At 71.4% G+C, this 23,838-nt stretch carries 22 protein-coding genes; 15 read left to right on the forward strand and 7 right to left on the reverse strand.

The genetic code is table 11. The annotated features are described in order from the left end of the window. Positions 1 to 178 precede the first annotated feature (178 nt). From lhgO to ACIA77_RS35000, 3 genes are all read right to left on the reverse strand, one after another. Positions 179 to 1,363 (reverse strand): L-2-hydroxyglutarate oxidase, encoded by a 1,185-nt coding sequence (lhgO, locus tag ACIA77_RS34990; protein ID WP_395890338.1) that lies wholly within the window; start codon positions 1,361 to 1,363, stop codon positions 179 to 181. A 138-nt stretch (positions 1,364 to 1,501) separates the two neighbouring features. After that, positions 1,502 to 3,025, reverse strand: a complete 1,524-nt coding sequence (locus ACIA77_RS34995; RefSeq protein ID WP_395890339.1) for an MFS transporter — start codon at positions 3,023 to 3,025, stop codon at positions 1,502 to 1,504. A 118-nt stretch (positions 3,026 to 3,143) separates the two neighbouring features. After that, on the reverse strand, positions 3,144 to 6,257 hold the full coding sequence (locus ACIA77_RS35000; RefSeq protein WP_395890340.1) for a BTAD domain-containing putative transcriptional regulator: 3,114 nt from the start codon (positions 6,255 to 6,257) through the stop codon (positions 3,144 to 3,146). A 134-nt stretch (positions 6,258 to 6,391) separates the two neighbouring features. Between ACIA77_RS35000 and ACIA77_RS35005 the strand changes: the two genes are divergently transcribed. The 7 genes from ACIA77_RS35005 (at position 6,392) to ACIA77_RS35035 (ending at position 12,001) form a co-directional block, all read left to right on the forward strand. Continuing rightward, the gene (locus tag ACIA77_RS35005) at positions 6,392 to 7,525 is read left to right on the forward strand and encodes a DegT/DnrJ/EryC1/StrS family aminotransferase (RefSeq protein ID WP_395890341.1); all 1,134 of its coding nucleotides are present in this window, start codon (positions 6,392 to 6,394) and stop codon (positions 7,523 to 7,525) included. A gap of 47 nt (positions 7,526 to 7,572) precedes the next feature. Next, complete coding sequence (locus ACIA77_RS35010) at positions 7,573 to 8,502, forward strand: NAD-dependent epimerase/dehydratase family protein (RefSeq protein ID WP_395890342.1); 930 nt, start codon at positions 7,573 to 7,575, stop codon at positions 8,500 to 8,502. Between the two features lie 32 nt (positions 8,503 to 8,534). Further along, a complete protein-coding gene (locus ACIA77_RS35015; protein ID WP_395890343.1) occupies positions 8,535 to 9,731 on the forward strand; it encodes a glycosyltransferase family 4 protein in 1,197 nt (398 codons plus the stop codon). Beyond that, entirely contained in the window at positions 9,718 to 10,332 is a 615-nt protein-coding gene (locus ACIA77_RS35020) for an acyltransferase (RefSeq protein WP_395890344.1), read from the forward strand. Before ACIA77_RS35015 ends, ACIA77_RS35020 begins: the two co-directional genes overlap by 14 nt. An 84-nt stretch (positions 10,333 to 10,416) precedes the next feature. After that, the gene (locus ACIA77_RS35025) at positions 10,417 to 10,686 is read left to right on the forward strand and encodes a hypothetical protein (protein WP_395890345.1); all 270 of its coding nucleotides are present in this window, start codon (positions 10,417 to 10,419) and stop codon (positions 10,684 to 10,686) included. Positions 10,687 to 10,745: 59 nt separating this feature from the next. Next, positions 10,746 to 11,255 carry a SigE family RNA polymerase sigma factor gene (locus ACIA77_RS35030; RefSeq protein ID WP_395890346.1) on the forward strand — a complete coding sequence of 170 codons (510 nt, stop codon included), beginning with the start codon at positions 10,746 to 10,748 and terminating at the stop codon, positions 11,253 to 11,255. Further along, positions 11,252 to 12,001, forward strand: coding sequence for a hypothetical protein (locus ACIA77_RS35035; RefSeq protein ID WP_395890347.1), 750 nt, complete (start codon positions 11,252 to 11,254; stop codon positions 11,999 to 12,001). The genes ACIA77_RS35030 and ACIA77_RS35035 overlap by 4 nt, the downstream gene beginning before the upstream one ends. On the opposite strand, the gene ACIA77_RS35040 is transcribed toward ACIA77_RS35035, so the two are convergent. Together ACIA77_RS35040 and ACIA77_RS35045 are read right to left on the reverse strand one after the other, a co-directional pair. After that, entirely contained in the window at positions 12,002 to 12,958 is a 957-nt protein-coding gene (locus ACIA77_RS35040) for a Gfo/Idh/MocA family protein (protein WP_395890348.1), read from the reverse strand. Continuing rightward, on the reverse strand, positions 12,955 to 14,061 hold the full coding sequence (locus ACIA77_RS35045) for a DegT/DnrJ/EryC1/StrS family aminotransferase (protein ID WP_395890349.1): 1,107 nt from the start codon (positions 14,059 to 14,061) through the stop codon (positions 12,955 to 12,957). The genes ACIA77_RS35040 and ACIA77_RS35045 overlap by 4 nt, the downstream gene beginning before the upstream one ends. Positions 14,062 to 14,233: 172 nt before the next feature. Between ACIA77_RS35045 and ACIA77_RS35050 the strand changes: the two genes are divergently transcribed. Genes ACIA77_RS35050 through ACIA77_RS35080 form a run of 7 tightly spaced genes read left to right on the forward strand, consistent with a single transcriptional unit; the run spans position 14,234 to position 20,673 of the window. Next, positions 14,234 to 14,965: a UDP-N-acetylglucosamine acyltransferase gene (locus ACIA77_RS35050; protein ID WP_395890350.1), complete on the forward strand. Its 732-nt coding sequence runs from the start codon at positions 14,234 to 14,236 to the stop codon at positions 14,963 to 14,965. 10 nt (positions 14,966 to 14,975) lie between these two features. Then, positions 14,976 to 15,221 (forward strand): acyl carrier protein, encoded by a 246-nt coding sequence (locus tag ACIA77_RS35055; protein WP_395890351.1) that lies wholly within the window; start codon positions 14,976 to 14,978, stop codon positions 15,219 to 15,221. Then, positions 15,214 to 15,945 (forward strand): SDR family NAD(P)-dependent oxidoreductase, encoded by a 732-nt coding sequence (locus ACIA77_RS35060; protein WP_395890352.1) that lies wholly within the window; start codon positions 15,214 to 15,216, stop codon positions 15,943 to 15,945. The genes ACIA77_RS35055 and ACIA77_RS35060 overlap by 8 nt, the downstream gene beginning before the upstream one ends. Beyond that, on the forward strand, positions 15,942 to 17,351 hold the full coding sequence (locus ACIA77_RS35065) for an AMP-binding protein (protein ID WP_395890353.1): 1,410 nt from the start codon (positions 15,942 to 15,944) through the stop codon (positions 17,349 to 17,351). The genes ACIA77_RS35060 and ACIA77_RS35065 overlap by 4 nt, the downstream gene beginning before the upstream one ends. Then, positions 17,348 to 18,400: an acyl-protein synthetase gene (locus tag ACIA77_RS35070; protein ID WP_395890354.1), complete on the forward strand. Its 1,053-nt coding sequence runs from the start codon at positions 17,348 to 17,350 to the stop codon at positions 18,398 to 18,400. The genes ACIA77_RS35065 and ACIA77_RS35070 overlap by 4 nt, the downstream gene beginning before the upstream one ends. Continuing rightward, the gene (locus tag ACIA77_RS35075) at positions 18,397 to 19,638 is read left to right on the forward strand and encodes an acyl-CoA reductase (protein WP_395890355.1); all 1,242 of its coding nucleotides are present in this window, start codon (positions 18,397 to 18,399) and stop codon (positions 19,636 to 19,638) included. Before ACIA77_RS35070 ends, ACIA77_RS35075 begins: the two co-directional genes overlap by 4 nt. Before the next feature lie 39 nt (positions 19,639 to 19,677). After that, complete coding sequence (locus ACIA77_RS35080) at positions 19,678 to 20,673, forward strand: YbhN family protein (protein ID WP_395890356.1); 996 nt, start codon at positions 19,678 to 19,680, stop codon at positions 20,671 to 20,673. Between the two features lie 18 nt (positions 20,674 to 20,691). Here ACIA77_RS35080 and ACIA77_RS35085 read toward each other — a convergent pair whose 3' ends face one another. Next, complete coding sequence (locus ACIA77_RS35085; protein WP_395890357.1) at positions 20,692 to 21,126, reverse strand: MarR family winged helix-turn-helix transcriptional regulator; 435 nt, start codon at positions 21,124 to 21,126, stop codon at positions 20,692 to 20,694. A gap of 63 nt (positions 21,127 to 21,189) precedes the next feature. Here ACIA77_RS35085 and ACIA77_RS35090 point away from each other — a divergent pair, with 63 nt between their 5' ends. Next, on the forward strand, positions 21,190 to 21,714 hold the full coding sequence (locus ACIA77_RS35090) for a hypothetical protein (protein ID WP_395890358.1): 525 nt from the start codon (positions 21,190 to 21,192) through the stop codon (positions 21,712 to 21,714). Here ACIA77_RS35090 and ACIA77_RS35095 read toward each other — a convergent pair whose 3' ends face one another. Further along, on the reverse strand, positions 21,715 to 23,646 hold the full coding sequence (locus tag ACIA77_RS35095) for a DUF6541 family protein (RefSeq protein WP_395890359.1): 1,932 nt from the start codon (positions 23,644 to 23,646) through the stop codon (positions 21,715 to 21,717). Positions 23,647 to 23,838 lie beyond the last annotated feature (192 nt).

The following is a 23,838-nucleotide window of genomic DNA, read 5'->3' on the forward strand; positions in this document are numbered from 1 at the left end:
CCCGCCGCGCGGCAGTCGCCCCCCCCCCCCCGCCCCCCCGGGGACCGCGCGCCGGGCGCGCCGGGGGGGGGGGGGGGGGCGGGCCCGCCCCCCCCGCGCGCGGGCCCCCCCCCCCCCCCCCCCCCCCCCCCCCCCCACGGCCGGACGGTTCACCGGATCCCGGAGAATTTTCCGGGGGTTACGCGGCCACCTGATCGGCGATGTGCTTCGCGATCTCCAGCGCGCTCGTCGCCGCCGGGCTGGGGGCGTTGAGCACGTGGACCTGGTTGCGGGCGGTCTCGATGAGGAAGTCGTCGACCAGCGAGCCGTCGGGACGCAGGGCCTGGGCGCGGACGCCCGAACCGTGGCGCACGATGTCGTTCTCGGTCACCGCGGGCACGAGGCGCGCGAGGCTCGTCGCGAAGCGCTTCTTCGAGAACGACCGCAGCACCTCCTCCAGCCCGGTCGGGTACGCGTACTTGCGCGCGAGCCGCCACGCGCCGGGGAACCGGGCGACGTCGGCGAGGTCCTTGGCGGACACGTCGGCCCAGCGGTAGCCCTCGCGCCGCAGCGCGAGCACCGCGTTGGGGCCGGCGTGGACGCTGCCGTCGAGCATGCGCGTGAGGTGAACGCCCAGGAACGGCAGCGTCGGGTCCGGCACCGGGTAGATCAGGCCGCGCACGAGGTGGCGCGCTTCGGGGGTGAGCTCGTAGTACTCGCCGCGAAAGGGGACGATGCGCGCGCTCGGCTTCAGCCCCGCCAGCTCGGCGACGCGGTCGGATTGCAGGCCCGCGCAGTTGACGAGCGCGTCGGCGTGCAGGACCTCCGTGCCGGTGGCCACCTCGACGCCGCCGCCCCGCGCGGCGCGGATGCCGAGCACGGGGGTGTTGAGCCGCAAGTCGGCGTCGGCTTCGTCCAGAAGGCGCACCAGCGCGGCGCAAACGGCGGGGAAGTCGATGATGCCCGTCGACTCCACGCGCAGCGCGGCGACGCACGACACCTCCGGCTCGTACTCGCGCGCTTCGGCCGGCGTCACCTTCTTGGCCGGCACGCCGTTGGCCTCCGCGCGCTCGGCGAGCGTGTTCAGCGCCGGCAGTTCCGACTCCCGCGTGGCCACGACGAGCTTCCCGCACACTTCCACGGGTACGCCGTACTGTCGTGCGAAATCCACAATGGACCGGTTGCCGGCCACCGACATCCGCGCTTTGAAGGAGCCCGGCTTGTAGTAAAGGCCGGCGTGGACCACGTTCGAGTTGTGCCCGGTCTGGTGTGCCGCCCAGCGGCTCTCCTTCTCGAGCACCGTGACGTCCTGCCCCCGCTGGGACAGCTCCCAGGCCACGGCCAGTCCGACGATTCCCCCACCGATCACCACGACGTTGCGCACGAGGGGAAAGGTTACGCGCCTCGGCGCAGCAGTGTGTAGTCCATGTGGCCTGAACTGCAGTTTCCCGAACCGGTGACCCGTTGGCGAAGCCCGGTCCGAAGTGGACGCCTGCCCACTCCCGACCGGGCTGCCGAGGCCCTACTCCGCGTCCTCCAGCACCTTCGGCACCCCGCGCAGGGCGAACCAGGCCACCGCCGCCACCAGCAGCATCAGGCCCGCCGCGCCGAGCATCGTCACCTGGAGGCCGTCGATGAAGGCTTGCTTGGCGGTGGTCAGCAGCTGCGCACCGCCCGGGACCTGCGCGGACACCTCCACCGCGCCGGCCAGCGTCTCGCGAGCGGGGTCGGGCACGGTCAGGCCGTCGAAGCCGTGGCGGTAGAGCGAACCGAGCACGCTGCCGAGCACCGCGATACCGAGCGCGCCGCCGAGCTCCGTGGCTGTCTCGGAGATGGCCGACGCGGCTCCGGCGCGCTGCTTCGGGACGACGCCGAGCACGGTGTCCGTCGCGACGGTGAGGATCAGCGCGAGCCCGATGCCGAAGACCACCATCGTCACCACGAGGTACGGGTAGGCGGTGCCGACGTCCGTCCGGCTGTAGAGCGCGAAGCCGGCGGCCGAGGACAGGCAGCCGAGCGTCACCGTGCCGGCGCGCCCGAGCGCCTTGATCAGCAGGGCGCCGAGCGTGCCGCCGATCAGCGCGCCGCCCATGCCCGGCAGGCCCGCCAGTCCCGACTTCAGGGGCGACCACCCGTGGACGAGCTGGAAGTACTGGGTGGAGATCACGCTCACCGCCAGCTGCGCGAACATGGCGAGCACGGTCGTGACGATCGTCGCGGAGAACGCGCGGTTGCGGAACAGGGCCAGGTCCATCAGCGGCTCACGCAACCGCGGCTGGCGCAGCACGAACACGAGCAGGCAGCCGACGCCGACAACCGCCGCCGCGTACACGTCCCAGTGGTCCAGGCCTTTGTACGCGATCTCCTTGATGGTATAGACCACGCCGAGAATGCCGACGAGTGAGAGCACGACGCTGACGCCGTCGAGCCGTCCGGGCTCGGGGTTGCGCGATTCCGGCAGCACGAACAGGCCGACGCCGATCAGCACCGCGACCACCGGCACGTTGACCAGGAACACCGAACCCCACCAGAAGTGGCTCAGCAGCGCGCCGCCGATGAGCGGCCCGAGGCCGAAACCGAGGATCGTCAACCCGCTGGACACGCCGATCGCGGCTGTGCGCTCCTTGCCGGTGAAGGTGTTGCGCAGGATCGACAGCGTCGACGGCATGAGCGTCGCCGCGCTCGCCCCGAGCACGATCCGCAGCACGATGAGCGTCCCGGCGTTCGGCGCGTACGCCGTCGCCACCGAGACGAGCCCGAACACCGCCGCCCCGGCCAGCAGCAGCTTCTTCCGCCCGATCCGGTCACCGACGTTGCCCGCCGTGATGAGCAGCCCGGCCAGCGCGAAGCCGTACCCGTCGGCGATCCACAGCGCCTGCGTGGTGCTCGGCTTGAGCGCCTCCGACAACGCCGGGATCGCCAGGTGCAGCACGGTCAGGTCGACCGCGGTGAGGATCTGCACCAGCACGCACACGCCGATGATGGCGGCTTTGCGCCCGGGGCTGAATCTCGCCGTGTTCGCGGCTGGGTTCGCGCTGATCGTCATGGTCGCCTCCGTGGGTCACGTTGGCGACGACCCTGGTCCGCCCCGCTGACGAACCACGCACGAACCACGCACGGTGGCTGACAGTGCAGGTCACGGTAGGTCAGGGCAGGGCAGCGGACTACGGCGCGATCCCCGCCGCGGTCAGGGCCTTCTGCACCGTCAGCTCCCGGCCCGTGGTGTAGCAGCGGTCGAAGCCCGCGCCGAGGGCCGTACGGGCGCGGGCGGCGACGTCGGCGACGTCCGGTTGGCCCGCGACCTCCGTGCCGCGCGCCGCGGCCGCCGCGCCCAGCAGGAGAGCGGCTTCCTCCGGGTGGGACTCCAGCAGCGCGGCCCCGGCGACACACTCCAGCGCAGACGCCAGCACGGTGCTGTCCTGCCACTGCGTCGCCGTTTCCACGGCCTGGCGCAGCAGCGCCCGCGCCTCCACGGGTGAGCCCGACGCAACGGCGACCCAGCCGAGCCCGATGGTCGCCGAGGCGCGGACGACGGCGGCCGAGAACGAGCCGCCGGTGCATTCCGTCAGTGCGCGGGCGGCGAGCGCGCGGGCGCCGGCGAGGTCGCCGTCGCGACGGGCCAGCGCGGCGAGGCCCACGTAGCCGGACGCGCGGGTTTCCGGCATGCCCGAGCGGCGCGCCAGTGCGATCACGCGCGAATAGTCCGAGCGCGCGCCCGCGAGGTCGCCGCGCAGGGCGCGGGAGTCGGCGCGGCGGCAGAGGAGGTCGGCGTAGTCGTCGGCGGCGCCGAGTTGCTGCATGAGGTCCATGGACTCCGTCATGGCCGCCAGTGCTTCGTCGTGCCGGCCGCGCCAGGTCAGGAGCTGCGACAGGTGGTCGAGCGACATGGACAGGCCCCAGCGTTCGCCCAGTGCGCGGTAGCGCGATTCCCCTTCGCGCAGGCCGGTTTCGGCCTCGTCGAGGTCCCCCGTCAGCATCGCGCGCAGGCCCGTGCCCATCGGCACCAGTGCGCTGGTCCACGGATCGCCGTGGGCCATCAGGCGGCTGCGCGTGAACAGCGTCTCCTCGTCGGCGGGCGGGCCGATCACCACGCCCAGCAACAGGTTCAGCGTCGGGTGCCGGGGCGCCCACGACACGTCGCGCGTGTACTGCTCCACAGTGGACTGGTACGGCAGCGTCGATTCGTGCCCGGGCGCGCCGGACATCGCGTTGAGCACGCACATCAGGAACTGCTCTTCGTACCCGGCGGGCGCGACCGGGCCGCAGTGCTTCACGACCTCCAGCGACAGCATCGCGCCCTCGTACCGCCGCCCGCGCATCCACCAGTACGTCGCCAGCGCGGCCGTCAGCCGCAACGCGGTGGGCAGGTCCGCGGTCGCCGACCACCGCAGCGCGGCGACGAGGTTGTCGTACTCCGCGTCGAGGCGGTCGAGCCAGCGCAGCTGGTCGGCGGTGCGCAGCTGGGGATCCGCTTCTTCGGCCAGGCGCAGGAATTCAACGGCGTGCGCCTGGTGCAGTGAGTGCGTTTCCCCGGCGCCCTCGAGCTTCTCCGCGCAGAACGCCCGGATCGTCTCGAGCATGCGGTACCGGTCGCCCGTGGTCTCGACCAACGATTTGTCCGCCAGGCCCGGCAGGAGGTCCACGGCGTCGGGCACGTCGCACACGCGCTCGGCGAGCGCCAGCGTCGCCCCGCCGGGGAACACCGTCAGCCGGCGCGCGAGGCGGCGTTCGTCGTCGTCCAGCAGTTCCCAGCTCCACTCGACGACGCCGCGCAGCGACCGGTGCCGCGTCTCCGCCGTGCGGCTGCCGCGCGCGAGCAGGTGGAACCGGTCCTCGAGGCGGGCGGCGATCTCGCCGACGGGCAACGTCCGCACGCGCGCGGCCGCCAGCTCCAGCGCGAGCGGCAAACCGTCGAGGGCGGCGCAGATGTGCTGGACGTCGCCGATGGTGGCGTCGTCCACGCGGAACGCCGGGTCGCTCGCGGCCGCGCGGTCGGCGAACAGCCGCACGGCGGGGAAACCCACCGCATCGGCCGCCGGCGTGCCCGGCGGCGGCACCGCGAGCCGCGGGACGGGCGCCAGCTGCTCGCCCGTGATCCCCAGCGGTTCGCGGCTCGTCGCCAGCACGCGCAGCCCGGGGCACGCGGGCAGCAGCCGCGCGAGCAGCCGGGCCGCCGCGTCGATCACGTGCTCGCAGTTGTCCAGCACCAGCAGCGTCGCCTGGTCGCGCAGCGCCGACACCAGCCGCTCGACGGGGTCCTGCCCGCCGGTGCCGCGCAGCGGCGAAGCACCCTCCCGCAGTCCCAGCGCGCTCAGCACGGCCTGCCCGACGTCGTCCGCGACGTGCGGCGCCAGCTCCACGAACGCCGCCGGCCCCGCCTTCGCCGACGCCACTTCCACGGCCAGCCGCGTCTTGCCCGTGCCGCCCGGCCCCAGCAGCGTCACGAGCCGCGCGTGCCGCAGGAGCTCCGTGACCTGGCGCAGCTCGCCGTCGCGGCCGACGAAACTCGTCAGCTGCGCGGGCAACGGCGAAGCCGCGGCCGCCGGCTCGCTGCGCAACGCGGCCAGGTGCGCTTCTGCGAGGTCCGGACCAGGGTCCGCGCCCAGTTCGTCGGCCAGCGTGCGCCGCGCGTCCTCGAACGCCGCCAGCGCCTCCGCCGACCGGCCCGCCGCGGTCAGGGCGCGCACGAGCTGCGCACGCGACCGTTCGCGCAGCGGCGAAGCGACGACGGCCGCCCGCAGCTCGTCGAGCACCTCGGCCGCCCGGCCCAGCGTGATCTCGGCATCGGCCCGGTCGCTCGCCGCGTCGGCGCGCAGCTCCTCGAGCCGGATCGCCTGCGTCGCGGCGAACGGCGCTTCGGTCACGTCGGCGAACGCCGGACCGCGCCACAGCGCCAGTGCTTCGGTGAGCAGGTCGCTCGCGCGCGTCGCGTCGCCCGCCGCGAGTTCGCGCCGCCCGTCGCCGGCGAGGCGTTCGAAGCGGTGCACGTCGACGTCGTCTGGTTCAACCACCAGCCGGTAACCCGCCGCCGTGAACTCGACCGGCGCCACGTTTTTCAACGCGCCGCGCAGCCGGGACACCTGCGATTGCAGTGCGTTGGCCGCGCCGTCCGGCGGCTGCTCGCCGTACAGGCCGTCGATCAGCCGCTCCGCCGGCACGAACCGGCCCGCCTCCAGCGCGAGCTGCGCCAACAGCGCCCGCACCCGGGGCCCGCCGACGGCCACGGCCCCGCCCGCCGCGTCCCACGCCGCGACCGCCCCCAGCACCCCGATCCGCATGCGGTCAGCCTAAGCGCTCGACCGGCGCGTCACCGGCACGTTTCGTCCCCGAACCCGGCTCGGCGGAACGCGTATATACACTTCGGCGCGACCCTGCGCAACGCGTCGTGGTCCGAGGAACAACAGGAGTGGGGATGACTGAACAACCGGTGCTGCTCGGCCGGCCGACGGTCGGCGAGGAGGAACTGGCAGCGGTCGCGGAGGTGTTCCGATCCGGCTGGCTGGCCGGGGCCGGCCCCGCGTGCCGCCGGTTCGAAGAGCGGTTCGCACAGGTCACGGGCACGGCGCACGCCCTGACGACGAGCAGTTGCGGCGCCGCGCTGTTCCTCGGGCTCAAGGTCCTCGGGGTCAAGCCGGGTGACGAGGTCATCGTCGGCGACTACACGTTCCCGGCCACCGGCCACGCCGTGCTGCAGGCCGGCGCGAAGCCCGTGTTCGCCGACATCCGCCCCGACGTCTTCAGCGCCGACCCGGCCGCGGTCGAAGCGCTCATCACGCCGCGCACGGTGGGCATCCTCGCCGTCGACGTGGCCGGCCTGCCCGGCGACTTCGACGAGTACCGCGCGATCGCCGACAAGCACGGCCTGTGGCTGTTCGAGGACGCCGCCTGCTCGGCCGGCGCCACGTACAAGACGCGCCCCGCCGGCAGCCTCGCGGACCTCGCCGCGTTCTCCTTCCACGGCCGCAAGGGCATCACCGCGGGCGAGGGCGGCGCGCTCGTGTCGAACCGCGAAGACCTCATCGCCCACGCGCGCAAGCTGCACACCTACGGCATCGAGCCCGCCATCAGCCGCGAGGGCTCGGGCACCTTGCCGATCCCCGAGTTCCACGAGCTGGGCTGGAACTTCCGCTTGTCGGACATCCAGGCCGCGATCATGGGCGTGCAGCTCGACCGGCTGCCCGACCTGCTCGCCGCCCGTCGCGCGGTCGCCAAGCGCTACCACGAGGCGTTCGTCGACGTCGACGAGCTGACCGCGCCCGTCGAGCTGCCCGACCGCGAGCACCCGTGGCAGGCCTACCTGCTCACGGTCGCGCCGGAGGTCAGCCGCGACGCGCTGGCGCTGCGCATCCGCGAGCAGGGTGTGCAGTGCAACTTCGGCACGTACGCCTCGCACCTGCAGCCGGTGTACGGCGAGCAGCCGCCGCTGCCCGTGTCCGCCGACGCGTTCCGCCGCCAGCTGGCGATCCCGATGCACGCCGAGCTCACCGACGCCGAGGTCGACCGGGTGGTCACGACGGTGACCGGCGCCGTGCGAACCTTGAGCTGACCGACCCGAGCAGACCGAAGACACCGCCGACCGAGGAGAGAGTGATCATGTCCGAGAAGAAGGTGTTCTTCACCGGTGGCGGTGGGTTCATCGCGGCCCACGTCATCCCGCTGCTGCTCGAGGGCGGCTACACCGTCCGCATCTTCGACAACATGACCCGCGGCGACCGCCAGCGCGTGAACGACTTCGTGGCCACCGGCAAGGTCGAGCTGGTCGAAAAGGACGTGCGCTACGGCGGCGCGGTCCGCGAGGCCATCCGCGGCTGCTCGCACGTGATCCACTTCGCCACGGTCTCGATCAACAAGTCGATCGCCGACCCGCACGAGTCGATCGACATCAACATGTCCGGCAACCACAACGTGTTCGCCGCGGCGGCCGACGAAGGCGTCGAGCGCCTGGTGTTCGCGTCCACCGCGTCGGTGTACGGCGAGCCGAAGCGCCTGCCGATGCACGAGGACGACGAGCTGCGCCCGCTCACGCCGTACTGCATCTCCAAGCGCGCGGGCGAGGACCTGCTGGGCTTCTACGAGCGCACCAAGGGTCTGTCCTGGAACGCGCTGCGCTTCTTCAACGTGTACGGCCCGGGCCAGAAGATCGAGGCCTACTACACCTCGGTGATCAACCACTTCATCCAGCGCCTGCGCGCCGGCCAGCCGCCGATCATCGACGGCCGCGGCGACCAGTCGATGGACTTCGTGCACGTGTCCGACCTCGCGCGGTCGGTCGTCGCCGCGCTGGAGTCGGAGCAGGCCAACCTGCCGATCAACATCGGCACCGGCATCGACACGTCCGTCGCGGCGCTCGCCAAGATCCTCATCGAAGCCGTGGGCGTCGACGTGCAGCCGCAGTTCAACAACCGCGACGTGCTCGTGTCGCGCCGGGCGGCGGACATCACGCGCGCTCGTGAGGTGCTCGGCTGGGAGCCGACGATCACCGTCGAAGAAGGCATGCGGGCTTTGGTGCGGGACAGCGAGTGAGTGCCACGGCGGGGCCGGCTCGAGGACGCGCCATGCGCATCGCTGTGGTGAACAACTTCTTCCCGCCCCGCGTGGGCGGGAGCGCCCACATGTCGGCCTCGCTCGCGGCCGAGTACGCCGCGGCGGGGCACGAGGTCCTCGCCATCACGGCGGCCTACGGCGACGCCCCCGCGGTGGAGGAGCGCGACGGCTACCGCGTCGTGCGCCTGCCCGCCGCGAAGATGCCGCAGCTGGGCCTGTCGATCGACTTCGACATGAGCTTCGCGTCGCTGAAGCCGGGCAACTGGCGGCGGCTGCGCAAGCTGCTCGACGAGTTCAAGCCCGACGCGGTGCACCTGCACGGCCAGTTCTTCGACCTGTCGTGGCTCGCGGGCTTCTACGCGCGGCGGCGCAAGCTGCCCGTGCTGCTGACCATCCACACACTCCTGATCAGCGAGAACGAGCTGTACTCGCGCGTGTTCCGGGTCCTCGACTCGCTACTGGTCAAGCCGGTGCTGAACTACATCCGGCCGCGCTACGTCATCCTCGACAAGCTCGGCGTGGACTACTGCGTGGAGCGCTACGGCACGAGCGACGCGAACTCCGAGTACTTCCCGATCGCCGTGGACACGGGCAACTTCGCGAAGCCCGTGACGAAGGACGTGCGCGCCGAGCTGGAGCTGGGCGACGGGCCGCTGATCGTGTCGCTCGGCCACGTGATCCCGTTGCGCAACCGGCTGCCGCTGGTCGAGGCGCTGCCGCCGATCCTGAAGCGGCACCCGGACGTGCGCGTGGTCGTGGTCGGCCGCGTGTACCACGACGCGTTCCTCAAGCGAGCCGAAGAACTCGGCGTCGCCCACGCGCTGACCGTGACGGGCGCGGTGCCGAAGCAGGACGTGCCGGCGTACTTCGCGGCGGCCGACATCGTGACCCACGACCTCAACGGCGGCTGCGGCACCGCGTCGCTCGAGGCGATGCTGTCGGGCACGGCCACGATCGCGTCGGTCACCGAGGACAACTACCCCGGCATCGAGCTGCGCAACGGCGAGAACATCCTGCTCGTGCGGCCCGACGACGCCGAGGCGGTGGCGGAGACCGTGCTGTCGCTGCTGGACGACCCGGAGCTGCGCGAGCGGATCGCGCAGCGGGAGAGCGCCATGGTCCGGGCCAACTTCGGCCTCGACGTCGTGGCCGAGGAGCACCTGCGCGTGTTCACGAAACTGGTGGCGGACAACGATGTTCTTCGATGACGACCGCAGCAACCGCCTGCGGCCGATGATCCTGAACGACCTCGTCTCGCAGTACCTCAACGACGCCGAGCGGGCCAAGTTCTACGGCCTGCCCGAGTCGTGCCGCGTGCGTGAGCGCGTGAAGATCATCAGCCCCGAGAACCTCACCATGGGCGAGCACTGCTGGATCGGCGAAGGCGCGGCGCTCGACGCGAGCGGCGGCCTGGAGATCGGCGAGCACACCAGCATCGGGCTCAACACGCTCGTGTTCACGCATTCGAGCTGGCTCGCGAACATGGCGCTGCAGAACCACTCGGGCAGCGACCTCATCGAACGCAAACCCGTGAAGATCGGCAAGGGCTGCTTCATCGGCGGCCTGGTGGTCGTCATGCCCGGCGTCACGATCGGCGATTTCGCGACCGTGCAGCCGAACTCGGTGGTCGCCAAGGACGTCCCACCGCGCACCCTCGTGGCCGGCAACCCCGCGCGCGTGTTCCAGCGCTACGACGAGGAGTACATCCAGTCCGAAGTGGAGCGCGTCCGGGCCGAGAACGCCCGCCGCCGCGCCCAGTCGGACGACGCCAGCGGCTGGGGCTCCCCGCCGGGAGACTTCAGCGGGTAACTGAGGTGGCCGGTGAACGCGGACGGTAGTACTGGAGACTGTTCCGGTCACTGAAAGTGAAGGGTTTTCGATGAGTGCCCGCGAGTGGCCTCACCACCTCCTGACCCTCGACGACTGGGCGGAACTTCCGGAGACCTCGGAGTTCCCAAGCACTTCGCATACGCCGACGCCGGCATCGAGCAGTACTGGATCGTCGATCTCGACGCGCCGGTCAGCATGATCACCTATCGTCTTGTCGACGGCGACTACGAGAACTTCGGCGAGCACTCCGGCAACGTCGAACTCGAAGTCGCGGGCACGTCGGTCGTGCTCGACCTGGACGCGCTCGCCGGGGACGGCGTGCAAAAGCTCTAGCGGCGGCAACCTCGCGTGCGCCCAGCCGTCCCGTAGACGTGGAGATCGGGGGTACGCGGGTGGCACGCAGCGACGATGAGTTCGTCGAGTTCGTCGAAGCCTCGTCCCACCGCCTCACGCACGCCGCGTACCTGCTCACAGGTGATCGTCACCAGGCTGAGGACGCCGCGCAGACCGCGTTCGCACGCACGTACGCCGCGTGGGGGCGGGTGCGGCGCAAGGACGCCTACGCATACGCGCGCACCGTCCTCGTGAACCACGTGATCGACGCCTGGCGCCGCCCCGTGCGGGAGTACGCGGCCGAGGAGCTGCCCGAGCGACCTTCGGGCCAGGACGTCGCCCACGCCGTGTCGCAGCGCGAGTGGCTGTCGGCGGCGCTGGCGCGCCTGACCGGGCGCGAGCGCACCGTCGTGGTGCTGCGGCACTTCTTCGACCTGCCGGAACAGGAAGTCGCCGACGAGCTCGGGGTGTCGGTGGGTACCGTCAAGAGCACGAACTCGCGGGCGCTCGCGAAGCTGCGCGTGGACGCCGGGCCGGAAGACGCGCTGATCGGAGGGGGTGGGCGGTGACCGACCTCGACAAGCTGCGGGCCGCGCTGCGCGAACCGCCCGCCCAGCCCTTCGCCGCGCCCGACCTGGGCCGCATCATCGCCGACGGCAAGCGCATCCGCCGCCGGCGCCGCCTCGCCACGGGTGCGGGCGCGACCGCCGCGGTCGCCGCCGTCGTGGGGATCGTGTTCGGAGCGGCCTTCCTGCGCACCACGGGCGAGCCGGCCCCGACGCGGCTGCCGGCCGCCGCGGCCCCCAGCGCGTCCGCGAGCGCCGCCCCCAGCTCCACTCCGACGTCGACCTACCTGCCGCCGCCGAAGGTCCTGACCCAGCCGGAAGGCGACGTCATCACCACCGGCACCAAGACGCGCGAGGGCGAGCTCGTGTTCTACGCCTACCACTTCGCCGAGCCGTCCCTGCCCGACGTCCACTTCGGCATCATGGCCGCGACCCGGAGCGGCAAGACCCTGCGGCCGCTGTACGCGAGCAACGAGGTCCGCGGCTCCGACCGCTCGTTCGGCTTCCACACCACCGCCGGCGGCCTGACGATCAACGACGCCTTCGTACCCGTGTTCGGCTACTTCTCCGGCCCGGCCGCCCGCATCACCAGCACCGTCCGCGGCAAGCCGGTCGACGCGCACGTCGCCAGGTGGAGCCAGGACCCGTCCGTGGTCGTCTTCTGGTTCGACCAATCGACAGTGCCGTCCGCGGCGCAGCTGACGCCCCTGGTCGCCTACGCCGCGAACGGCGGCCGACTCACGAAGTGATCAGGCCGCGGCCTGCGTGAGCACCTGCGCCACCACGTGGTGCGACGGCAGGATCAGGTCCCGTTCCACGGCCGCGTCGATCTTGCCCTCCAGGAGGTCCAGGAAGCGGTCCAGCTGGGTGGCCAGCGGTTCGCGCGCCGTGACCAGTTCGGGGATCTCGATCACGGTCTGCTGGCGGTAGCCGAGGCCGTCCGGGGTGACCGAGTCGTGGGAGACGTGGCGGTAGATGGTGACGTCGCGGCGCAGGAGGTCGATCTCGATGAGCCGGTCCAATTCGGACACGACGAGCGAGCGGACCTTGCGCTGGCCCAGCCGGGAAGCCGACACGGTGGCCAGGCCGCTCGGGAACGAGAGCACGGTCTCGATGGTGTCCTCCGCGCCCTCCACCGACTGCGGGTGGAAGTAGCCCGCCCCGGAGGTGACGCGTGCGGGCGTGGCGCCGCCGAAGAACTGGATGGCCAGGTCGACGTCGTGCACCAGCAGGTCCCACGCGACGCCCGTCTTGATGCGCGGCGCGTACGGGCCGTGGCGGCGCGCCATGAGGTGCACCGGTTCGTTGACCAGCGCCCGCGCCGTCATCACGGCGGGGTTGTAGCGCTCGAGCAGGCCGCACATCAGCGGCACGTCCTTCTGCTCCGAGAGCGCCACGATCTCCTGCGACAGCTCGAGGCTGTTGCACACCGGCTTCTCGACGAGCATCGCCTTGCCCTGGCCCAGGATCTCCTGCGCCAGGTCGTAGTGCGCCTCCGTGGCCGACGCCAGCACCACGGCGTCCACATCGGACAGTGAGCCGATCTCCGGCGTCCAAGCGGTTTCGTAGCGCTCGGCGACGGCGCGGCCGGCCTCCTCGCGCGGGTCGACGACGCGCACCAGGTCCACGCGTTCGTTGGCCGCCAGCACGCGCGCGTGCAGCGAGCCCATGTTGCCCGTGCCGATGAGTGCGATGCGGTGGCTCATGCGCCCAGCACCTCGCGCACCGTCGCGATGACCTGCTCGACCTGCGCGTCGGTGAGGTGCGGGTGCACCGGCAGCGACAGCGCCTGGTCCGCGACGGCCGAGGCCACGGGGAAGTCCGCCTTGTCGGCGCCCGGGATCAGCGGGTGGCCGCGGTAGCAGTCGTAGTCGAACACGACCTTGGGGTAGTAGATCCCGTTGCCGATGCCGCGTTCGGTGAGCTGGGCGGCCAGTTCGTCGCGCGAGAGCATCGCGTGCGGGCCGACCAGCACGGTGTACTGGTGCCACACGTGCTCGCGGCCGGGCAGCACCTGCGGCACGTCGAGGCCCGGCGTGCCGGCCAGCCCCTCCGAGAGCCGCTTCGCGTTGGCCTGGCGGGCCGCGGTGAGCTGGTCGAGCTTCTCCAGCTGCGGGATGCCGACGGCCGCGTGCAGGTCGGTCATGCGGTAGTTGTGGCCCGCCAGCTCGTACTGGTAGCGGGCGCGCATGCCCTGGTTGCGCAGCACGCGCAGCTTGTCGGCCAGCGCGTCGTCGTCGGTGGTGATCACGCCGCCCTCGGCGGTGGTCACGTTCTTCGTGGCGTACAGCGAGAAGCAGCCGATGCCGTACGAGCCGGCGGCGCGGCCCTCGAACGACGCGCCGACCGCCTGGGCCGAGTCCTCGATGATGCGCAGGCCGTGCTCGGCGGCGAACGGGGCGAGCTTGCCCATGTCCGCCGTCTGGCCGTAGAGGTGCACCGGCATGAGCACCTTGGTGCGGTCGGTGACCGCGGCGGCGACGGCGTCGGGGTCGATCGCGAAGTCGTCTCGCCGGATGTCGGCGAAGCGCACGGTGGCACCGGCCTCAAGGATGGCGTTCAGCGTCGCGACGAACGTGAACGGCGAGGTGATCACCTCGTCACCCGGCTCCAGGTCCAGCGCCTGCAGTGAGGCGACCAACGCGGTGGTGCCGTTGTTCACGGCGATGGCGTGCTTCGTGCCCGCGACGTGCGCGAAGGCGTCCTCGAAGCGCTTGACCATCGGCCCCTGTGCGATGGCGCCGGATCGCAGCACCTCGACTACGAGGTCCTCCGCGTCACGGACGTCGACCACGGTAATGGGGATCATCGGCAGTCTCTCTCGGCAGGCGATTTCGATGCGTCCGGTACAGTGAGCCGCCGGTTCTGCGCCCGGCCGCCCTGCGTGAACGCGGGCCACACGTTACCGGGCGCCGCCGCCTGCCCCTGACCCCAGGCCGCTCGTGACCGACAGCGGCTGTGAGCTGAACGGATCACGACCAGTGGCAAACCGGATCCACCCCACGGCAGTGCTCGGAGAAGGCGTCGAGCTCGGTGATGACAACGTGATCGGACCGTACACGGTGATCGTCGGCCCGACCAGGATCGGCTCCGGCAACTGGATCGGTCCCCACGTCACCATCGGCACACCGGGCGAGGACCGCGGCCGTGAACACCCGGCCGCGTGGGAGACCGCGCCGACCGGCGACCCGGACCACGACGGCCACGGCGTGGTGCTCGGCGACCGCAACCGCATCCGCGAGTACGCCACCGTCCACCAGGGCACCTGGCGCACCACCACGCTCGGCAGCGACGGCTACTACCTGCGCGGCTCCCACATCGCCCACGACTGCCTCGTCGGCTCGGGCGTCACCATCGCGTCCAACGTGCTCACCGGCGGCCACTGCCACATCTGGGACGGCGCGAACCTCGGCATGGGCGCGATCCTGCACCAGAAGGTCGTGGTCGGTCCCGGTGCGATGGTCGGCATGGCCTCGGCCGTGCGCCGCGAGGTGGGCGCGTTCACGATCGCCGTGGGCAACCCCGCGCGCGTGACCGGCGTCAACGTCGTGGGCCTGTCGCGCCGCGGCCTGGACGAGGCCACGATCGAAGCGCTGGGTCCGTGGCTCAAGGGCAAGGCGGGCCTCCCGGAGGATGGGCTGGCCGACCGGCTGCCCGGCGACCTCTCTACCTTGGTCAAGGCGTGGGACGCCCGCCCGCGCGACGAGCACTAGGAGCGGTGAAATGTCGGAAGTGGCCCCCAAGCTGCGCGAAGTCTTCGTCGAAGCGCTCGACCTCGACGGCGACGTGGACGTCGAGAACCTGAAGTACCGCGACATCGAGGCGTGGGACTCCGTCGGTCACATGGCGCTGGTCGCGGCCATCGAGGACGAGTTCGACGTCGAGTTCGACACCGACCAGGTCATCGACATGTCGAGCTTCAAGGTCGCCGTGGACATGGTCAGCGAGCTGAAGTCGAAGCATGACTGACCTGACCGGCCGCGTCGCGCTGGTGACCGGTGGCACGCGCGGGATCGGCCTGGCCACCGCGCGCGCACTGGCCGAGGCCGGCGCGACGGTGGTCTTGACCGGCCGCGACGAGTCCCGCGCGAAGGAAGCCGCGGCCGCCGCGGGCGCCGCGGCCGGGCTCGCGCTCGACGTCACCGACGCGAAGGCCGTGGCCACCCTGGTCCGCGGGGTCGCGAAGGAGCACGGTGCGCTCGACGTCGTGGTCGCCAACGCCGGGATCATGGAGGACGCGCTCCTCGGCATGATCCGCGAGGAACTGGTCGACACCACGCTGGCCACCAACGTCGCCGGCACGCTGCACACCGTGCAGGCGGCCGCCCGGGCGATGATGCGCAAGAAAACCGGCGCGATCGTGGTGCTCGCTTCCGTGGTGGGGCAGTACGGCAGCGCCGGGCAGACCGTGTACGCGGCGTCGAAGGCGGCGGTGGCCAACATCGCGCGCTCGGCCGCGAAGGAGCTCGGCCGCTCGGGCATCCGCGTGAACGCGGTGGCGCCGGGCGTGATCGAGACGGACTTGACCGCGAGCCTGTCCGAAGACGCGAAGGCGGACAACGTCGCGAAGACGCCCCTGGGGCGGCTCGGGACGGCCGAGGACGTGGCGAAGGCGATCCGCTTCCTGGTGAGCGACGACGCCGCGTTCATCACCGGGCAGGTGCTGGGAATCGACGGAGGCTTGGTGCTGTGACGCTGTGGGGTGCGGGAGCTCGGCTGATCGATGTGGCCGGGGGCCGCACGCTGGCGGGCGACGAGCTGGACGCGGAGGTCGCGCGAGCGACGACTGCGCTCGACGACCTGCCGCCGGGAGTGCTGTTCGCGCGGATGTCCGTGGACCTGGCGAGCGTGCTGCGCTACCTCGGCGCGTTCGAGGCGCACCGCCCGGTCGCGCTGATCGACCCGGCGCTCGACGCCGACGTGCTGGCGGGGCTCATCACGCGCTTCCGCCCGGCCGCGGTGCTGGCGTCGCCCGAAGCGCCGGCTCCTGCCGGGTATGCGGCCGCGAACGGCGACTGGGTGCGCACCTCCGCCGACGGCGTCGAACCGCACCCTGACCTCGCCGTGCTGCTGCCCACCAGCGGCTCGACCGGCAACCCCAAGCTCGTGCGGCTCTCCCGGACATCGCTGCTGGCCAACGCCGAAGCGATCGCCGAGGTGCTGCACATCGACGGCGACGAGGTCGCGCCGACGTGCCTGCCGCTGCACTACAGCTACGGCCTTTCGGTGCTGAATTCGCACCTGGTGCGCGGCGCGACCGTGGTGGTCGAACCGTCCGGCGTGCTCGGCCGCGGGTTCTGGGACGCGGTGAAGGAGCACGGGATCACGTCGCTCTCGGGCGTGCCGTACCACTACGAGATGTTGCGGCGCTTGAAGTTCGACCCCGCGAAGTACCCGACGCTGCGCACGCTCACGCAGGCGGGCGGCAAGCTGCGCGACGAGCTCGTGACCGAGTTCAACGACAAGATGCTCGCGGTCGGTGGCCGCATGTACGTGATGTACGGCCAGACGGAAGCGGCGCCGCGGATGACCACCGTGCCGGCCGAGCGACTGGCCGAGAAGATCGGTTCCGCCGGGCCCGCGCTGCCGGGCGGCGCGTTCGCCATCCGCCGCGACGACGGGGCCGAGACCACGCACCCCAAGATCGTCGGTGAGGTCGTCTACCGCGGTCCCAACGTGATGATGGGCTACGCCGAAGACGAGAAGGGCCTGGCCGCGGGCGACGAATGCGGTGGCCTGCTCGCCACCGGTGACCTCGGGTACCTCGACGAAGAGGGCTTCCTGTTCATCACGGGCCGGCTCAAGCGCATCGGCAAGGTGTTCGGCAACCGCGTGAGCCTCGACGACCTGGAGCAGGCCGTGCGCCAGGCGGCGGTGGGCATCGACGTGGTGGCCGCCGTGGCGGCGGGCGACAAGGTCGTGCTGTTCGCCGAGCTGCCCGAGGGCGACGGCGCCAAGGCGATCTGCAAGGACGCGGCCCGCGCGCTGTCCGACCGGCTGCACCTGCACACCAGCGGGTTCGACGTGCGGCCGATCGACACCGTGCCGCTGCTGGCCAGCGGCAAGATCGACTACCGGTCGTTGGAGGGACGGGTATGAGTGTGTTCACGCGCTCGCAGGCCGAGCGGGAAGCCCTGCTGCTCCCCGAGCTCGCGCAGCTGACCGCGCACCACCGCGAGAACTCCGAGGGCTACGCCCGGATCCTGGCTTCGCTCGGCATCGCGCCGGACGCGTCGTTCGGCGCGATCGCCGACCTGCCGTGGCTGCCGGTGCGCATGTTCAAGACCCACGACCTCAAGTCGATCCCGGACTCCGAGGTGTTCAAGACGCTCACGTCTTCGGGCACCACGGGCGCCGGCGCGTCGCGCATCTACCTGGACAAGGACGCGGCGGGCGCGCAGACCAAGCAGCTCGGCGCGACGCTGCAGGAGGTCCTCGGCGGCGAGCGGCTGCCGATGCTGATGGTCGACACCATCGGCATCATCAAGAACCGCCGCTCGTTCTCCGCGCGCGGCGCGGGTGTGCTGGGCATGGCGAACTTCGGCCGCAAGCACACCTACGTGCTGGACGAGAACGACAAGCCCGACGTCGAGGCCGTGAAGAAGTTCCTCGCCGAGTACGGCGACAAGCCGTTCCTCATCTTCGGGTTCACCTTCATGGTGTGGCTCTACCTGTACGAGGTGGCGCGCGAGCACGGGCTCGACCTCTCCAACGGCATCCTCATCCACTCCGGCGGCTGGAAGAAGCTCATCGACCGGGCCGTGGACAACACCGAGTTCCGCCGCCGGTTCAAAGAGGACACCGGTCTCACGCGGATCCACAACTACTACGGGATGATCGAGCAGATCGGCACCGTGTTCCTCGAGGGTCCGTCCGGGAACTCCTTGTACTGCCCCGATTTCGCCGACGTCGTGATCCGCGACCCGGAGACGTGGCGCGAACAGCCGGTGGGTGAGCCCGGCGTGATCGAGGTCGTCTCGACGCTGCCGCGCTCGTACCCGGGCCACGTGCTGCTGACCGAGGACCTCGGTGTGTGCAACGGCATCGACGACGGCGACTGGCCCGGCAAGCACTTCTCCGTGCTGGGCCGGCTACCGAAGGCCGAGGCGCGCGGGTGCTCGGACACGTTTTCGGGGGCCGCGGCGTGAATCTGGAGCAGAGGTTTCCCCAGGGCGCGCCGGTCGAGGTCGGCGCGCTGGTCGACGAGCTGCGGACGGAGCCGCCGGGCGGGCGCCTGACCGTCGGTGATCCGCGGGTCGTCGAGTTCGTCACGAAGTTCGCGCGCAAGCTGCTGGCGCCCGCACTGGCGCGGCGCTTCCCGGAGCTCGCGTCGCTGGGGTTCTTCCTGCGCAAGGGCGAGCTCGCCAAGGCACTGTCCACTTTGGAAACCACCGGCGACGCGCTGCGGTTCCCGCGCGGCCTGGTGTTCCACGTGCCGCCGGCGAACGTCGACACGATCTTCGTGTACTCGTGGGCGCTTTCGGCACTGGCGGGCAACACGAACGTCGTGCGCGTGTCGTCGCGGTCGGCCGGCGCGGCCGAGGCCGTGCTGGAAGCGCTGAACGCGGCGCTCGGCGACGTGTCGCCGGAGGCGGCGCAGACCATCCGCGCGACCCAGCGCATGGTCACCTACGACCGCAGCGACGAGATCAGCGGCGCGCTGTCGCTGGCCGCCGACCTGCGCGTGATCTGGGGTGGCGACGCGTCCGTGGCGGCGCTGCGCAAGTACCCGCTGGCGCCGCACGCGCGTGACCTGACGTTCCCGGACCGGTCGTCGTTCGCCGTCGCGTCCGTGCGCGGCTGGCAGGAGGCGACGCCGGAGCAGCGCCGCACCGCGGCCGAAGGGTTCTACAACGACTCGTACTGGTTCGACCAGGCCGCGTGCTCGTCGCCGCGGGCGGTGTTCTGGGTGGGCGACACCGACGGCGCGCGCGCCGCGGGCGCGGAGTTCCGCGCGTTGCTGGCGGCGGTGCTCGAGGCCAAGCAGCACGTGACCGAGCCGGCGATGGCCGTGCAGAAGCGCGTGTCGGCCTACGGCGCGGCCGTCGACGGCCTCGTCTCCGGGATCTCTTTCGAGGGAAATTCCCTGGCCACTTTGGAACTCACCGACGCGACCGTGATGCCGCGCGAGTGGCTCGGCGCGGGGACGTTCGCCAACGCCCGGGTCGCGTCGCTGGCCGAGCTCGTGCCGATCGTGCTGCGCAAGGACCAGACCGTCAGCCAGTTCGGGTTCACCCGTGAAGAACTGGTGTCCTTCGTGAACCAGCTCGCCGGGCGAGGTGTGGACCGGGTGGTGCCGTTCGGCTCGGCCCTGACCTTCGCGGGCGTCTGGGACGGTTACGATCTGCTTGCCGAATTCAGCCGCTTGGTCTCGGTGCAGGCGTGACCAGCGGCGATGTGCCGCCGTTGATGAGGAGACTGGTCAGTGACGACCGTTCGCACGTCTGAGGACGACTTGCCGGCGCCTGCCCCGCCGCCGAAACCGGCCAAGTCGCGCAAGGCGAAGATCCTCGACGCCGTCCGCTGGCTCGCGATCCTCCTGGTGGTCGCCTTCGCGGCCAAGGCGCTCACCGACAACTGGAACGAGTTCTGGCACACGCTGTCCGACGTCGCGTGGCAGTCGTCCGTGCTGAGCCTCGCCGCGCTCGTGGTGTCCATCATGGTCTCGACCTGGGGCTGGCAGGTTCTGGTCGACGACCTCGGCAAGCCCATCGGCTACATCCGCGGCGCCCAGATCTGCCTGGTCGGCTCGCTCGGCAAGTACGTGCCGGGCTCGGTGTGGGCGTACCTGCTGCAGATGGAACTCGGCCGCAAGGCCGGCCTCGCCCGCGCCCGCATTTTCACCGGTTCGCTGATCCAGCTGGGCGTCGGCGTGGTGTCGGCGCTGGTCGTGTCGCTGCTGGCCGCGCCGGCCGTGTTCAGCAACAGCCCGCGGGCGATGTGGCTGTTCGTGCTGATCCCCGTCGGCCTGGCGCTGCTGCACCCGCGCGTGCTGACCTGGGGCACGTCGCTGATCCTGAAGATCCTGCGCCGCCCGCCCCTCGAACGTCCCCTGACCTGGGGCGTTGTCCTCAAGACCTTCGGTGCCTCGACGGCGGCGTGGGTCCTGCAAGGTGTGCACCTGTGGCTCCTGGCCAACTCCGTCGGGGCGCCGGGTTTCAGTGGTTTCATCCTGTGCGTCGGCGCCATGGCCGTCGCGATGACCGTCGGCACCTTCGCCTTCATCCTCCCGAGCGGCCTCGGGGTGCGTGAGGTCGCGCAGGTCGCGGTCCTGACGGCCAGCGGGCTCACCGTCGGCCAGGCGACGGCGTTCGCCGTGGCCTCGCGCGTGATGTTCACGGTCGCCGACCTGATCACGGCCGGCGGTGCCGCCGGAACGGCCTGGCTGGCCAAGCGCCGTCAGGTCGCCCTCGCCGCCTGAGGTTCTGCTTGTGGGTGCTCAGTCCCGTGGGTTCGCGCGCCTGAGGAGCGCAGCCGCCTCGGTGAGGTGCCGTTCGAGCGTTCGGCGTTCGTCGTCCGTCAGCCCCGGCGTACTGGTCGAGACCGCTTCGGTGATGGTGTTGTTCGCCCGGTCGACGATGGCCTCTCGCGTGGCCGCGGTCAGCGCGATGCGCACCCTCCTCCGGTCCGCCTGATCGGGTTCGATCTTGAGCGCGCCGGCGTCGGCCATCGCGTGCGTGATCCGCGAGACGAGGCTCTGGGCGAGCCCGGTCCGCTCGGTGATGTCGCGAATCGTCGAGTCCGGGTGCTCGGCGATGTCTTCGAGCACCGCCAGTTCACCCGCGTTGACCCGGTCGGCGCCGACGTTCTCCGTCGCCAGCAGTGCGATCTCGCGAAGCGTTCGGGCGAGGCGGTGGAGGTCGGCGGCACGCATGGGCCAATTCAATCACAAGTGATACATTTGCAGATGCATTACAAGTGATGGAGTTGGAGGGCCATGTCCTGGCACTGGAGCGAGCTCGAGCCCATCGCCGACGACGTGCTGATCGCGGCCGGGCTCGTCGTCCTCGTCGTGCGGCAGTTCCTCTGGCGGGTCGCGGAACTGCGGCGGATGCTGCGCCTGCCGGCGATCATCGTCGCGGCCGGTCTCGGTTACCTCGTCCTCGAACTCAGAGCGGGCTTCCGGTGGGTTCCGGGCGACTGGATCGTGGCCGGCGACCTCGCTCTCGTCGCGTTGACCGGCACGGCGATGGGCTGCGTCACGACGTTCCGCACCGCCGGGGGCCGGCTGCAGTACCGGCTCACGACCGCCGGTCTCGGCCTGTGGCTGGTGTTCGTCGCGATCCGGGTCGGGTCGTTCGCCCTGGCGGCCGCGGTGGGGGCGAACCTCGCGGACGCCACCGGGCTCGTCCTGCTGTCGTTCGGGCTGAACCGCCTCGCCGCGATCACGGTCGTCAGGCGCCGCGCGCAGCGGATCCTCGACACCGCGCGCGGTGATCTGCCGGAGCGCTCGAAGTCCTGATCAGCCCGTGAACCGGTAGATCACCGCGTCCGGATTGCGGTACACCTGCTGCAGGAACGGCAACCCGGCCAGCCCGACCAGCCCGGGGGACGAGTACTGCGGGTGCGGCGGCGCCGCCGGCCGCCCCAGGATGACCCAGTGGATGTTCAGGCGCTTGACCGCGGCGCGGACCTGCGGGTCCGTCTCGTACTCCTTGAAGTGGCGCGCCAGCAGCAGCGCGTCCGACGGGGGAGCGGTGCCGTCGTCGTGGGCGGCGACCGTGCGCACGCCCGTCAGGGCATACGTCCAGACCGTTCCGTCCAGCCGGTCGTTCATGGCCCATTCGCCGGGTTTCGCCAGGTGTCCCAGCTCGACCATCGCGGCTTCTTCGTCGGGCGTGATGTTCTGGTCGTGCGGGTTGGCCGACCGGTAGCCGGGCGCGACGCGATCGCCGTTCGTCCCGGCGTAGAGGCCCTTCGTGACGCCCGCGAAGCCCAGCAGCACGATCGCCGCCAGGGCGACCGCGGGCGCGCGCGGCGGCAGGTGCTCGCTGAGCCACGCCTGCAGTGACGCGATCCCGTGGCCCGCGATGAACGCCAGCGGCACGATCGCCATCGAGATGAACCGGAACGGGTCGTCCCACCACGGCCGCGAGAACGCCATCACCAGCGGGGAGTTGGACGACGCGACGGCGGCGTACGCGAGGCCGGTGATCAGTGCCGTCAGGCCGATCCACCGCAGGTCGCCGAGCCGGCGGAAGAAGATGAACCCCAGCAGCAGCGCGGCGGCCAACCAGAGCTGCGGCTGCGGCTCGAAGTGCTGGAACCCGAGCAGCGCGCCGATGGCCGCTGTCGCGCGGTACTCGATCGGCCAGCCGAGGTAGGGCAGGTTCCCGCTGGCCAGCCCGAGCGCGCCGAACAGCTGCAGCCACGCGACCAGCACGGACACCACCGCGATCGGCAGCAGTGCGAGCAGGTCGTGGCCGAAGCGCCGCCAGCGCCGGCCCGGTGAGAACCACCGCTGCACCAGCAGCGGCCCGGCGAACAGGATCGCGCCGAACAGCGTCGACGAGTGGATGCACAGCAGCCCGACGGCGCTCACGACCAGCAGGAACCCGGTGTCCGGCGCGACGCGGTCGAGGTAGCGGCGCAGCACCACGGCGGCCAGCGGCGTGAAGGCCAGCCCGAGCAGGAACGGGTACAGCGGCCCGCGGCTCATCGACTCGTACGTGCTCATCACCGGAGCCGCCGACGCCAGCGCCACCGCGCCGGCCAGCACCGCGCGGCCGCGGAACTCGCGGACCAGCACGACCAGCGACAGCGCGAGCAGACCGGGCAGCAGCGCGGTGTTCACGTCGAGCGTCAGCGGGATCGACGTTTCGCCGGTCAGGGAGTACTGGATCGCCGCGAGCAGGTGGTAGGCGTTGGGGTAGAAGGGCGGCTTCCCGTCGCCGTACCAGTTCAGCGTGCCCATCCCGAACAGGCTGCCGTCGCCGGTGGTGGCGATGTAGCGCACGCCGTTGGCCGCGTACGGCGCGTCGCCGCCCTGCGCGATCGCGCCGAGGTGGCCCATCCCGTGCACGGCCGCGTAGAACCCGAGCGCGGTCGCCAGCAGCAGGCACGCGGCGACGACCCAGTGCCCGCGCGCCGACCACGCGCGCGGTTCGGCGGCGGGCGGCCAGCGGCGCAGTGTGAGCCGCCGCAGTCCGAACGCGACAGCCACGAAGACCACAGTGGTCACGGCGTACGTCAGGGCGTTGAACGGCAGACCCATCGCCGCGGTCCACGGCCCGGCGAGGCCGCCGATCGCGTAGCTCAGCAGCGGGGTGAGCCCGGCGAGCCGCCAGCCCCGCAGGCCCGCGGCGAGGCCCGTGACCAATCCGGGCAGGCCGAGCACGAGCAGGCAGACGGCCAGACTCGCCACCTCGGACAGCAGCGTGGGTTCGCTCGGCAACAGACATCCTCGGCTGTGACGGATCCGCTCGGTGCCCCCGGGTGGCGGATCGGAATCGGGAGCACAGATTAGCGGGCTCCACATACACCCGAACGGCTTATGTCCGGGAAGCGTAGTGAAGCGATTGACTGGGGGCTGTGAAGTGATGGCCGACATTCCGGCGAATCACTCACCCGAAAGCGAGAAATCGTC

This window comes from Amycolatopsis sp. NPDC051903, from assembly GCF_044452505.1.
GTDB lineage: Bacteria > Actinomycetota > Actinomycetes > Mycobacteriales > Pseudonocardiaceae > Amycolatopsis.